Consider the following 11,466-nt stretch of genomic DNA (forward strand, 5'->3'; position numbering starts at 1 on the left):
CCTGGCGTCAAGGCGTCCTGTCGTCACGAACAGTCTCCCATTCTCACCGTCAGCGAGCCAGACGACATTACGTCTTGACGTCATGACCTTTACCTGTCATGTTGACCCCAGTGCAGAGCTGGACCGCGAACCGGAGGGAGAGCGCGTGAACGAGCCAACTGAGGTCGAGGAGGCCACGGACATGGATGAGGTCTTCACGACCCTGCTCCACGAGGCGGCCCAGGAGGACGCGCCTCGACTGTTCGCCATCGTGGAGGAATACGGCGAAGGAGAAGACGTCCGCACCGCCGCCTACGGCCTCGCCTACGCCGACCGCGCCGAGTCAAACTCGATCGACGGCGACTTCCACCTCAAGTCAGAGAGCGCCGAGGACGCGCTGACACTGTACGAGTTCACCTCAGGAGCAACGGGCGCCCGGCGAGCGCACCTGGTGTGGATGGACAAGACGCCAACGACCAGTCGGCAAGCTTGAGCAAGCCCCGCGAGACAGCACCGAAGGGACGGCGGTGTCGGGGCGCCTGATGCGGGGTTCTTCGAGCAGGTTGTGGACTTGGCCGCTCAACTGCCGGGGTGAGTGTGGATGGGGGTGCCGTCCGGGGCTATGTGGTGGAAGCCGGTGTAGGGGACCAGTGCCTCGGGGATGGCCACGCCGCCGTCCGGGGTTTGGTGTTGTTCGAGGAGGGCCAGGAGGGTTCTGCCGATGGGGAGGCCGGAGCCGTTGAGGGTGGCGGGGAAGGTTTTGGCGCCGTCGCGGGTGCGGAGGCGGATTCCGGCGCGGCGGGCCTGGAAGGTGCCGGTGTCCGAACAGGACGAGATTTCCCGGTAGCGGTTTTGGCCGGGGAGCCAGACCTCGATGTCGTAGGTGAATCTCGCCGAGAAGCCCAGGTCGCCTGCGGCCAGGGCGACTACGCGGTACGCCAAGTCCAGGCGTTTGAGGCATTCTTCGGCGTGGGTGAGCATCAGGTCCAGTTCGGCGCGGGAGTTTTCCTCGGGGACGATGCGGACCAGTTCCACCTTGGTGAACTCGTGCATCCGCAGGATTCCTCGGGTGTCGCGGCCGTAGGAGCCCGCTTCGGCGCGGAAGCACTGGGTGCGGGCGGTCATGGCCAGTGGCAGCGCTGCCTCGTCCAGGGTTTCGCCTGCGTGGAGGTTGGTGAGGGGGACTTCGGCGGTGGGGATGAGGAACAGCTCGCGGCCGCCGACCGCGGTTTTGAACAGGTCGTCCTCGAACTTGGGGAGTTGGCCGGTGCCGATCATGGTTTCCCGGGTGACCAGGGTGGGCACCGAGTACTCCGTGTACCCGTGTTCGCGGGTGTGCAGGTCGAGGAAGAACGCCGCGAGGGCGCGTTCGAGGGCCGCTCCGGCGCCGCGGGTCACGGCGAAACGGGCGCCGGAGAGCTTCGCGGCGCGGCTCAGGTCGAGGATTCCCGTTGTCTCACCCAGGTCGGCGTGGTGGCGGGGCTCGAAGGGGTAGGCGCGGGGCTCGCCGACGCGGCGGATTTCGACCGCGTCCTCTTCGGACTTTCCGTCGGGGGCGTCGTCGGCGGGGAGGTTCGGCACGACCATCAGGAAATCGGTCAGCTCGCGCTGGACTTCCTTCTGACGGACCTCGATCTCGTGGATCTGCTCCTTGACCTCCTTGGCCCGCGCGCGGACCGCGTCGCCGCCCGTGCGGCCCTCCTTGGCGAGGCGGTTACTTTCGCCGCGCAGCTTCTGGGTGCGGTCGGTCAGCTCGGCGCGGGTGCGCACCAGGTCGGCCAGTGCGGGCAGGTTCAGGGTGTGGCCGCGCCGGGCCAGGCGGGCGGCGGCTTCTGGGCCGAGGGCTCGGGCGTCGTGCACGGTGGGGCTCCTTCGCGGTCGGGTCAGCTCACGGCGGCGGCGTCGAGGCGGGGCGGCGATGCTTGCCCGCGGCGGCAATGCCAAGGGCGGGTGGCGATGCCGGGTCGGCCCACGGCGGCGATGCCGAAGCCAGACGGCAAGCCAGGTGCGATACCGAAGCCAGGCGGCGGCTCCGGATCACAACGGCAAAGCCAGGACGGCCACGGCGGCAAAGCCGAAACCGGACGGCAAGCCAGGTGCGACACCGGAGCCAGGTAGGGACGCCAGGTCAGATCGGGACGGGGATGCCAGGGCGGGGTGGGGCGGCGATGTGCGCGGTGACGTCCGGCCACACCAGGGTCGTCGCGCCCCAGGTGAGGCCGCCGCCGAAGGCGGTGAGCAGCAGCCGCTGCCCGGCGGAGATGCTGCCCGCGGCGGTCGCCTCGGCCAGCAGGATGCCGATGGACGCCGCGGCCGTGTTGCCGACTCGCTCCACATTGGACACCGCCTGGCGCTCCTGGAGGCCAAGGCGCTCGCCGACCGCAGCCGAGATGCGCGCGTTGGCCTGGTGCGGCACGAACTTGTCCACATCGGACATCGTCAAACCAGCCCGCCGCAACGCTTCCAGCGCTGATGACGCCATGCGCTCCACCGCGTGGCGGTAGACCTCGCGGCCGCGCATCCGGAAGTAGTAGTCCTCCGGCTCCGCCGCCTCCCCGGAGGAGCGCTGCCGGGAGCCGCCCGCCGGGATCTGGATCAGGTCGGCCAGGCCGCCGTCGCTGCCCAGCACCAGCGGGCCGACCGCGCCCGGCTCGTGCGCCGCGCCAGCGCGCAGCACCAGGGCGCCCGCGCCGTCGGCGAAGATGACCGCGGTGCCGCGGTCCTTGGGGTCGATGATGGTGGAGAAGGTCTCCGCGCCGATCATCAGGACCGACTCGGCGTTGCCCGCGGCGATCAAGCCGACCGCGCTGGACAGTCCATAGAGGAATCCCGTGCACACGGCGTTGACGTCGTGCGCGGAGATCCCGGTGAGCCCGAGCCGGGTGGCGACCTCGGGCGCGGTGGCCGGGCACAGCCGGTCGGGGGTGGTGGTGGCGACCACGACCGCGTCGACCCGGTCGACGCCCGCCGAGCGCAGCGCCAGTTCCCCGGCGCGGGTGGCCAGGTCGCCGGTGGACACGCCGGGGTCGACCCAGCGGCGCGCGCCGATGCCGGTGCGGCTGCGGATCCACTCGTCGGAGGTGTCCAGGTACCCGGCGAGTTCGTCGTTGGTGACCACGCGCTGGGGCAGCGACGCGCCGACCCCGGCTACGACCGCGGCGGTCATCTCGGCGCTCCGGTGACAGTGGGCATGGCGGCCGGTCCTTCCTCTGACGAGCCCGTGCGGCGCACGGAGTCCGGGTGGGCCTGCCGCTCCGGCAGGCTGCGCAGCGTTCCGTCGTGCAGTTGGCCCGCGTAGCTCAGCAGCGGGACGCCTTCGCCGGGCACACCGGCGAAGACCTCGGCGACGAGCAGGTGGTGGTCGCCCGCGGGGGTGTGCGAGCGCAGGCCGCAGCCCAGTCCGGCGAGGGAGCCGTCGATGAGCGGCGCGCCGCTGTACGGGTCGGGGGTCCAGGCGACGCAGTCGAACTGCGCGAGCCCGCGCGGGCGGTGCGGGTCGGCGAACCAGCTCGCCAGCGCCGCCTGGTGCGCGCCGAGGATGTTGACCGCGAACCGGGCGCCCGCCTCGCGGACCAGGTCGGCGAACAGCGAGCCGCGGCGCAGCGACGTGCCCAGCAGCAGCGGGTCGCGGGACACCGCGGCGACCGAGCTGACGGTCGCGGCGTGCGCGCGGTCGCCGTCGCGGAAGGTCAGCACCGCGACCCCGGAGGCCAGTTTGCGCAGCGCGACCCGGTTGCGGGTCGCGGTCTCTTCGGTGATCATGCGTGGGCTCCTTCTCACCTGGCCGCGAGCACGGCGGCCTGGTGGTAGAGGAAGATCGTCTCGGCTTTGAGGGCCGCGCCCGGCTGGCCGTCGACCTCGACGGTCACCGTCAGCCCCACCTCGTGGAAGCCGCGTGGGCGCGCGCGGGCCGACGCCAGCCGGACGACGCCGCGCACCCGGGCGCCGACCAGCACGGGGTTGGACAGCCGCACCTTGTCGAAGCCCTTGTTCACGATGACGTCGACGCCGTCGACGGTCACCGCGTCGGTGATCATCGACGGCAGCAGGCCCAGGGTGAGCAGGCCGTGCGCGACCGGCGCGCCCCACGGGCTCTCCTGCGCGGCGCGGCGCGGGTCGACGTGGATCCACTGGTGATCGTTGGTGGCGGCGGCGAACTGGTCGACGGTGGCCTGGGTCAGCTCGTGCCAGCGGCTGACGCCCAGCTCCTGCCCGACCAGGTCCGGCAGCTCGTCGAGGCGCACGACCCTGGTCATCGGACGGCCGCGATCTCGAACTCGGCCGCATCGGCGGCCACCGGCTTGGGCAGGGCGCCGCCGATGGCGTGCACGCCGCCGTCGACGTGGATGACCTCGCCGGTGACCCCGGGCAGCCAGTCCGACCAGAGCGCGCAGACCGCGCGGCCGACGGCGGTGGCGTCGCGGTCGTCCCAGCCGAGCGGGGCGCGCTCCTGCCAGACGTTCTCGAACACCTCGAAGCTCTTGATGGCCGACGCGGCGACCGTGCGCAGCGGGCCAGCGGCGACCAGGTTGACCCGGGTGCCCGCCGGGCCGAGCGCGTGCGCCAGGTAGCGGGCGCAGCTTTCCAGGCCCGCCTTGGCCACGCCCATCCAGTCGTAGCCGGGCCAGACGACGTCGGCGTCGAAGTCCAGGCCGACGATGGAGCCGCCGCCCGCGCGGGCGAGCAGGGGGCCGAACTCGCGGCCGACCGCGGCCAGAGAGTAGGTGGACACGTGCAGCGTGGTGGCCACGTCCGTCCACGGCGCGGTGAGGAAGCCGCCGTCGAGCGCGGTGGCCGGGGCGTAGGCGACCGCGTGCAGGATGCCGTCGAGCGCGCCCCACTTCTCGTCCAGTCGGGCGGCGACGGCGGTCAGTTGCTCTGGGACGGTGACGTCGAGCTCCAGCACCGGGCAGCCCAGCGCCTCGCCGAGCCGCTCGGTGATCCGCAGGCCGCGGCCGAACCCGGTGAGCACGACCTCGGCGCCCTCCTCGATGGCGAGCCGGGCGGCGGCGTGGGCGATCGACTTGGTCGACACCACACCCGTGACAAGCAATCGCTTTCCCTGAAGGAGCATCGTTACCTCATCGCGTAGACGGTTCGGCCCGGTGCCGATGCTGGACCGCGCGCCTGACAGGCGGTTGATGGGGAGCTGACCGCTGCCCATTGGGACAGTTGGCGTATAAGACTCAGCAAACTGAGTAAAACCTGGGTCATACTTGCATCAGTGTTCTGATTCGTGAAAGCATTCTGAGCTAACAGACCCAGCCAAGGGGGCGCCCGCATGTTGACCTATCGAATACTTGGACCCATTGAGATCCAGGCCGGGGGAGAGCCGGTGGAGATCAGCGGGACCTTCCAGCGGACCCTGCTGGCCGCGCTACTGGTCAATCACGACCGGCTCGTGTTGACCGAGTCGCTGATCGGTGAACTCTGGGAGCACAATCCGCCCCGCAACGCCGAGAACGCCTTACAAGCGCACATAAGCCGACTCCGCAGACGGTTACGCGGGGTCGACCCGGCCCAGAAGTCTCCGCGCTTCCTCAGCATGCCGTCGGGCTACCGGCTGTGCCTCAACGGCGACGCCTTCGACGCGGACGTGTTCACCCACGCCCTGCTCGACGTGCGGGCGAACCCGTCGAACAACCCGCTGGAGATGATCGGCAAGCTGCGCACGGCGCTGACCCTGTGGCGCGGGCCGACCTTCGGCGGCACCCTCGGCGGCTTCATCTGCCAGGCGGCGGCGGTGCGGTACAAGGAGTACCGGGCGGCGGCGCTGGAGCGGCTCTACGAGGCCGAGCTGATGATCGGCAGGCACAACGAGATCGTCGCCGAGCTCAGCGAGCTGGTGGAGTCGGAGTCGCTCAACGAGCGGCTGTGCCAGCAGCTCATGGTCGCGCTGTACCGCTGCGGGCGCCAGCGCGACGCGCTGGCGGTCTACCAGCGGATGCGCGCGCGGCTGATGGACGAGCTGGGTGTCGAGCCCTCCCCGGTGCTGCAGAAGTGCCAAATGGCGATCCTGGCCCACGACGCCGTGCTCCAGCCCCGACCGGCGCCGGTTCCCTCCTTGACCTGATCACCGATTCCGCAGGAGCCCCGCTTTTCTCCGGAAAGGCGGGGCTCTTTCTTTTCCACCCCCGAAACATCGAAATAACACAACGCCGAATACCGGACGCGGGGAGCGCGCCCGGTATTCGGCGGAACGGGTCAGAGTTCGGTGTCGCTCAATTCTCCCGTCGCGGTGAGGTAGTTCTCCACGAAATCGAGCCGGTGCGTGCCAGCCTGGAACCGGGGGTGCGCCATCAGCGCCCGGTGGAATCCGATCGTGGTGGACACCCCGGCGCAGTCGAACTCGGCCAGCGCCCGGTCCATCCTGGCCATCGCCTCGGCGCGGGTATCCGCGTGCACGATCACCTTGGCCAGCAGCGAGTCGTAGTACGGCGGGATGCGGTAGCCGGGGAACCCGTGGGTGTCGACCCGGACACCGGGGCCAGCGGGCGGGACGAACCGCTCCAGCGTGCCGAACGAGCCAGCCCAGCCGTTGGCCGCGTCCTCGGAGTTGATCCGGCACTCGATCGCGTGGCCGCTCATGGCGATGTCGTCCTGCCCGAAGGCCAGCGGCTCGCCCGCGGCGACCCGGATCATCCACGCCACCAGGTCGACGCCGCTGCGGACCTCGGTCACCGGGTGCTCGACCTGGATGCGGCTGTTCATCTCCATGAAGTAGAACTCACCAGCCGGGTCGACCAGGAACTCCACGGTGCCCGCGCTGGAGTAGCCGACCGCCCGCGCGCCCGCCACCGCGGCCGCGCACATCCGCTCGCGCATCTCGTCACTGAGCACAGTGGACGGTGATTCCTCGACCAGCTTCTGCTGGCGGCGCTGAATGGAGCAGTCCCGCTCGCCCAGGTGCACGATCGAGCCGTGCTGGTCGCCGAGGATCTGCACCTCGACGTGCCGGGCCGCGGTGATGAACGACTCCAGGTACACCCGGTCGTCCAGGAAGATCGTGCGGGCGGTGTGCTGGACGTCGGCGAGCGCGTCGGCGAGGTCTTCTGGCCGGTGCACGACGCGCATGCCCTTGCCGCCGCCGCCCGCCGCGGCCTTGAGGATCACCGGGTAGCCGATCTCGGCGGCCCGCTCGGCGGCCTCGGCCGGGCCGCTGAGCGGGTCCTCGCTGCCCGGGGGCACCGGCAGGCCAGCGGCGGCCATCGCGCGGCGGGCGTTGGTCTTGTCGCCCATCGCGGTGATCACCTCGGGGGTCGGCCCGATGAAGGTGATGCCCAGGTCGCCGCACACCCGGGCGAAGTGGGCGTCCTCGGAGAGGAAGCCGTAGCCCGGGTGCACCGCGTCCGCGCCGACCTTGCCCGCGGCGTGCACGAGCGCGGGCACGTTGAGGTAGCTGCGCGGCGACGGGCCCGGCCCGACGCAGACGGCCTCGTCGGCCAGCCGCACCGCCCGCGAGTCGGCGTCGGCCGAGGAGTACGCGACCGCGCTGGGGATGCCCAGCTCGCGGCACGCGCGGATCACCCGCACGGCGATCTCGCCCCGGTTGCACACCAAGACCTTCCCGATTCCATCCATAATGGACACTCCCTCAGGCCGGGTCGATGCGGAACAGCGGCTGGCCGTACTCGACCACCTCGCCGTCGCTGGCGAGGACGGCCCCGATGACGCCCGCGCGGTCGGCGACGACCTCGTTGAGCATCTTCATCGCCTCCACGATCGCGACCTGCTGCCCGGCCACGACCGCCGAGCCCACCTCGACAAACGGGGGCTTGCCGGGGCCGGGGGCCTGGTAGAACACGCCGACCAGCGGGGCGGTCACCTGGTGCCCGACCGGCTCGCTTTCCCGCTCCGGCAGGGGTTCCCGGGTGACCGGAGCTCCCGTGGGCGCGCCCGCGGGGGCCTCCACCTCCCACTGGATGCCGCCGACGGACACCGCGATCCGCTGGGCGCCGGTGCGCGCCAGGATGTTCGCCAGCGTGTCCGCGCCCGCCAGCACGACCTCGACCTGGGCGCTGTCGAACCGCACGATGCTCTCGAAACTCGACGGTCCGTCGCTGTGCGGGGGCGGCTCGACGTGTCGGGCAAGCCGTCCGCGCGGGACCTCGGCCAGTTGCGCCGTGGTGTCTAACGGAGACATGATCACTGCCTTTCGCTGATGTCGGTGCTGCTCTCGGCGAACCTGCCCGCCGCGCGCAGCTTGCGGTACCTGCGGTCCAGCAGGACCCGGACCGGGATCTGCCGGAGTTCGGCCAATTCCTGGCGCAGGGCGTTTTTGACCGCCCGGGTCGTGCCCGGGTGGTCGAGGTGGGCGCCGCCGGGCGGTTCCGGGACGATCCGGTCGGCTATCCCGCACTCGCGCAGTTCCCGGGCGGTCAGCCGCAGCGCCGCGGCGGCCTCCGGCGCGCGGCCCGCGTCGCGGAACAGGATCGACGCGCAGCCCTCCGGGCTGATGACCGAGTAGATCGTGTTGGACAGCATCAGCAATCGGTCGCCGACGCCGAGCGCGAGCGCGCCGCCGCTGCCGCCCTCACCGACCACAATGGACACCACGGCGGTGGCGAGACCGGCCAGCAGCGCGAGGTTGTCGGCGATCGCGCCGCTCTGGTTCTCCTGCTCTGCGCGGATTCCGGGGAACGCGCCCGGGGTGTCGATGAAGGTCACCAGCGGCATCCCGAACCGCTCGGCGTAGCGCATCAGCCGGGCCGCCTTGCGGTAGCCGCCCGGGTGCGGCATGCCGAAGTTGCGCGCGACGCCCTCGGCGGTGCCCCGGCCCTTGCGGTGTCCCACGACCACGACCGGCGCGCCGTCGAGCAGCGCGAGGCCGCCGACGATCGACGGGTCGTCCTCTTTGGCCCGGTCGCCGCGCAGTTCGACAAAGTCGTCGAACACCCCGGCGATGTACTCGCCCAGATGCGGGCGGCCGGGGTCGCGGGCGAGCCGCACGGTCTCCCACGCGCCAGCGGTCTCGCCGCAGGCGGGCTCGGCAGGCGCGGGCTCAGCTGTCCCGGGCTCGCCGTCCGCGGCGTGCCAGCGCAGCACGCGGCCGACCGCGCGCCGAAGCTCGGTCCGCGCGACCACGGCGTCGATGTGCCCGTTCTCCACCAGGAACTCGGCGGTCTGGAACCCGGCGGGCAGCTTCTGCCGGATGGTCTGCTCGATGACGGTCGGCCCGGCGAAGCCAGCGCGGGCGCCGCGCTCGGCGATGATCACGTCGCCGAGGCTGGCGAACGAGGCGCTGACGCCGCCGTACACCGGATCGCACAGCACCGACACGTACGGCACGCCCGCGTCGGACAGCCTGCGCAGCGCCGCGGCGGTCTTCGCCATCTGCATCAGGGAGAAGATCCCCTCCTGCATCCGGGCGCCGCCGGAGGCCGAGCACACGACCAGCGGCGTCCGGGTGCGCAGCGCGTGCTCGGCGGCGCGGCTGACCTTCTCCCCGACGACGGAACCCATGCTGCCGCCCAGGAATCCGAAGTCCAGCACCGCGAGCACTGCGGGCAGGCCGCTGATCTCGGCCACCCCCCAGCGCGCCGCGTCCTGCCTGCCGGTCTTGCGGACCGCGGCGGCGACCCGCTCCGGGTAGGGCACGCTGTCGGTGAATCCCAACGGGTCCAGCGCGGCGAGGTCGGCGTCGTGCTCGGTGAACGTGCCCGGGTCGGCGAACAGGTCGATCCGCTCCCCCGCCGACAGCGGGAAGTGGTGGCCGCACTCGGGGCAGGTCGCGGCGTGCTCGCGCAGCCGGGGGCCGTAGATCCCGGCGCCGCAGCCCGCGCACTTGACCCACGTTCCCACTGGCACGTCGGCGATCCGCGCCCGGATCACCTCGGCTCGGGTCTGGCCCAGCATCTCGGTCATGGCAGTGGTGCTCCTAGTGCTCCAGCGGACAGGTGATGGGCGACGGTCTCGCGGTACGGGGCTGGCCCGGGCAGCGCGCGCCAGCCGCGGCGGACCGCGAGCGGGGACAGCACCGGATCGGCGCCGACCACGACCGGGGTCCCGACGACGCCGAGCATCGGCAGGTCCGAGGCGTGGTCGCCGTAGGCGTGGCAGTCGGCCGCGTCGATCCGGTGCGCGGCAAGGTATGCCCGCACCGCAGTGGCCTTCGCCGGGCCGATCATCGTGCGCTCGGTCTCCCCGGTGTAGTGGCCGTCGGCGACGACCGGCAGCGAACAGAGCACGTCCGACGCGCCGACCGCGGCGGCGATCGGGTCCAGGCACGCGGGAAACGCCCCGGAGACCAGCACGACCCGGTCGCCGCCCGCGAGGCGCGCGCGCAACTCGGCCAGCACCGGCTGGTGGAACAGCCGGTCGCGAACCTCGGCGAACCACGCCCGCCCCTGCGCGGCGACGGACGCGACGGAAAGCCCGGCGTAGAGCCGGAAGTACGCGCGGTTGGCCTCGACGCGGTCCAGGCCGACGACCGGGGCGAGCAGCCGCCACGCGTTCGTGCGGGGATCGCGGGACCGGTGCATCCGGTAATCCAGGAAGTCGATACAGCTGTTGAGCGTGATCAGGGTTTCGTCGACGTCGAAGAACGCCGCGCCGCGGGCGCCCATCGGCTCAGGAGCTCAGGCCGACCCGCGCGGGCGAGCGCAGGCTGGCCGTGGCCGCGCACACGCGCGTGGCGGTGGGCGGGGAGACCGGGGCGTGGTCGCGTTCGGCCGCGGTGTGCGCCTCGATCGCGCGCGCGGCCAGCGTTTCCTCCTGGCGGGCCAGGCCGCGGGCGCGCACGATCTGGAACTCGGCGGCCAAGCGGGCGGCGACCTCGCCGCACTGGGTCACCACGACCTCGGCGGTGAACTCCATTCGCGCGGGCTTGGAGGTCGCGAGCTTGACCAGCTCGACCACCAGCTCGGCGGCGATCGGGAACACATAGCGCTCGAAGGCCACGTTCAGCGAGCCAAGCACCATAGCGAAGTCGGACTCGGCAAGGCCGGACCCGACAGCGCCTTCGGTGGGATCGGTGAACACAAAGGCTTTGGTGGCCGCCAGGATGGACTGCCGCCCAGCCTCGATGACCACCATGCCGGACAGGTGTTGGCCGGTCACGTGGTCGGTGACGAGTTCGTTGCGGTCGGACAGGCGCAGCCGGGCGGCGAGGGTCATCGGGCCGCGGCGCTCGACGTCGGCGAGCAGGACGTTCTCTTCGCGACGCTTGTGCACGTCGGCGGCGGGGACGACGGCGGGCAGGCGGGTGGGGAGCAGGAACCGGTCGAGCAGTCCGCGCCGCGACAGCTCGGCGCGGACGGTGTCCCAGTCCGACTCGTCCACTCCCTGGCCCGCCATGAGTCTGACCGGCTCGGCTAAACCGTCACACAACCCGCTGCGCACGTAGCCGATGAACCGGTTCACGGTCTCGACGCGGTCCTTCGCCGCGAAGGCGGCGAACCGGTCACCCACCAGGTAGGTGGTGTCGAGGAACTCTGCGTCCATGGTTGTCCCCTTGTCACGTGCGAAGCGGTGGCGTCCAGGCAATCC

General features: G+C 71.6%; 12 protein-coding genes. 2 read left to right on the top strand and 10 right to left on the bottom strand.

Annotation, left to right across the window (positions count from 1 at the left end; all coding sequences use genetic code 11):
- Window positions 1-145: 145 nt before the first annotated feature.
- Window positions 146-472: a hypothetical protein gene (locus ACZ6SD_RS23340; protein ID WP_465319097.1), complete on the top strand. Its 327-nt coding sequence runs from the start codon at window positions 146-148 to the stop codon at window positions 470-472.
- 86 nt (window positions 473-558) lie between these two features.
- Here ACZ6SD_RS23340 and serS read toward each other — a convergent pair whose 3' ends face one another.
- The 5 genes from serS to fabI all read right to left on the bottom strand — a co-directional run bounded on the left by serS (window position 559) and on the right by fabI (window position 5,053).
- On the bottom strand, window positions 559-1,839 hold the full coding sequence (gene serS, locus ACZ6SD_RS23345; RefSeq protein ID WP_465319098.1) for a serine--tRNA ligase: 1,281 nt from the start codon (window positions 1,837-1,839) through the stop codon (window positions 559-561).
- A gap of 268 nt (window positions 1,840-2,107) precedes the next feature.
- Window positions 2,108-3,145, bottom strand: coding sequence for a beta-ketoacyl-ACP synthase III (locus tag ACZ6SD_RS23350; RefSeq protein ID WP_465319099.1), 1,038 nt, complete (start codon window positions 3,143-3,145; stop codon window positions 2,108-2,110).
- Window positions 3,142-3,741 (bottom strand): flavin reductase family protein, encoded by a 600-nt coding sequence (locus tag ACZ6SD_RS23355; RefSeq protein WP_465319100.1) that lies wholly within the window; start codon window positions 3,739-3,741, stop codon window positions 3,142-3,144. The genes ACZ6SD_RS23350 and ACZ6SD_RS23355 overlap by 4 nt, the downstream gene beginning before the upstream one ends.
- A gap of 14 nt (window positions 3,742-3,755) precedes the next feature.
- Entirely contained in the window at window positions 3,756-4,235 is a 480-nt protein-coding gene (locus tag ACZ6SD_RS23360; protein ID WP_465319101.1) for a MaoC family dehydratase, read from the bottom strand.
- Window positions 4,232-5,053: an enoyl-ACP reductase FabI gene (gene fabI / locus ACZ6SD_RS23365; protein WP_465319102.1), complete on the bottom strand. Its 822-nt coding sequence runs from the start codon at window positions 5,051-5,053 to the stop codon at window positions 4,232-4,234. Before fabI ends, ACZ6SD_RS23360 begins: the two co-directional genes overlap by 4 nt.
- 261 nt (window positions 5,054-5,314) lie before the next feature.
- Here fabI and ACZ6SD_RS23370 point away from each other — a divergent pair, with 261 nt between their 5' ends.
- Window positions 5,315-6,052 carry an AfsR/SARP family transcriptional regulator gene (locus ACZ6SD_RS23370; protein ID WP_465319103.1) on the top strand — a complete coding sequence of 246 codons (738 nt, stop codon included), beginning with the start codon at window positions 5,315-5,317 and terminating at the stop codon, window positions 6,050-6,052.
- Between the two features lie 131 nt (window positions 6,053-6,183).
- Here ACZ6SD_RS23370 and ACZ6SD_RS23375 read toward each other — a convergent pair whose 3' ends face one another.
- The 5 genes from ACZ6SD_RS23375 to ACZ6SD_RS23395 are packed head-to-tail and all read right to left on the bottom strand — an operon-like array spanning window position 6,184 to window position 11,421.
- Window positions 6,184-7,560: an acetyl-CoA carboxylase biotin carboxylase subunit gene (locus ACZ6SD_RS23375; protein WP_465319104.1), complete on the bottom strand. Its 1,377-nt coding sequence runs from the start codon at window positions 7,558-7,560 to the stop codon at window positions 6,184-6,186.
- 13 nt (window positions 7,561-7,573) lie between these two features.
- The gene (locus ACZ6SD_RS23380; protein WP_465319105.1) at window positions 7,574-8,122 is read right to left on the bottom strand and encodes an acetyl-CoA carboxylase biotin carboxyl carrier protein; all 549 of its coding nucleotides are present in this window, start codon (window positions 8,120-8,122) and stop codon (window positions 7,574-7,576) included.
- A 2-nt stretch (window positions 8,123-8,124) separates the two neighbouring features.
- A complete protein-coding gene (locus ACZ6SD_RS23385; RefSeq protein WP_465319151.1) occupies window positions 8,125-9,834 on the bottom strand; it encodes an acetyl-CoA carboxylase carboxyltransferase subunit alpha in 1,710 nt (569 codons plus the stop codon).
- Window positions 9,835-9,839: 5 nt separating this feature from the next.
- The gene (locus tag ACZ6SD_RS23390) at window positions 9,840-10,544 is read right to left on the bottom strand and encodes an HAD-IB family hydrolase (RefSeq protein ID WP_465319106.1); all 705 of its coding nucleotides are present in this window, start codon (window positions 10,542-10,544) and stop codon (window positions 9,840-9,842) included.
- Between the two features lie 4 nt (window positions 10,545-10,548).
- On the bottom strand, window positions 10,549-11,421 hold the full coding sequence (locus ACZ6SD_RS23395; protein WP_465319107.1) for an AfsA-related hotdog domain-containing protein: 873 nt from the start codon (window positions 11,419-11,421) through the stop codon (window positions 10,549-10,551).
- Window positions 11,422-11,466 lie beyond the last annotated feature (45 nt).

Source organism: Actinokineospora sp. NPDC051303 (genome assembly GCF_055586285.1).

Bases quoted from the DNA above. Each gene is read 5' to 3' on its own strand.
- ACZ6SD_RS23350 (WP_465319099.1), bottom strand. From the start codon at position 3,145: ATGACCGCCGCGGTCGTAGCCGGGGTCGGCGCGTCGCTGCCCCAGCGC.
- ACZ6SD_RS23355 (WP_465319100.1), bottom strand. From the start codon at position 3,741: ATGATCACCGAAGAGACCGCGACCCGCAACCGGGTCGCGCTGCGCAAA.
- ACZ6SD_RS23390 (WP_465319106.1), bottom strand. From the start codon at position 10,544: ATGGGCGCCCGCGGCGCGGCGTTCTTCGACGTCGACGAAACCCTGATC.
- ACZ6SD_RS23380 (WP_465319105.1), bottom strand. From the start codon at position 8,122: ATGTCTCCGTTAGACACCACGGCGCAACTGGCCGAGGTCCCGCGCGGA.
- ACZ6SD_RS23395 (WP_465319107.1), bottom strand. From the start codon at position 11,421: ATGGACGCAGAGTTCCTCGACACCACCTACCTGGTGGGTGACCGGTTC.
- ACZ6SD_RS23385 (WP_465319151.1), bottom strand. From the start codon at position 9,834: ATGCTGGGCCAGACCCGAGCCGAGGTGATCCGGGCGCGGATCGCCGAC.
- fabI (WP_465319102.1), bottom strand. From the start codon at position 5,053: ATGCTCCTTCAGGGAAAGCGATTGCTTGTCACGGGTGTGGTGTCGACC.
- ACZ6SD_RS23360 (WP_465319101.1), bottom strand. From the start codon at position 4,235: ATGACCAGGGTCGTGCGCCTCGACGAGCTGCCGGACCTGGTCGGGCAG.
- ACZ6SD_RS23375 (WP_465319104.1), bottom strand. From the start codon at position 7,560: ATGGATGGAATCGGGAAGGTCTTGGTGTGCAACCGGGGCGAGATCGCC.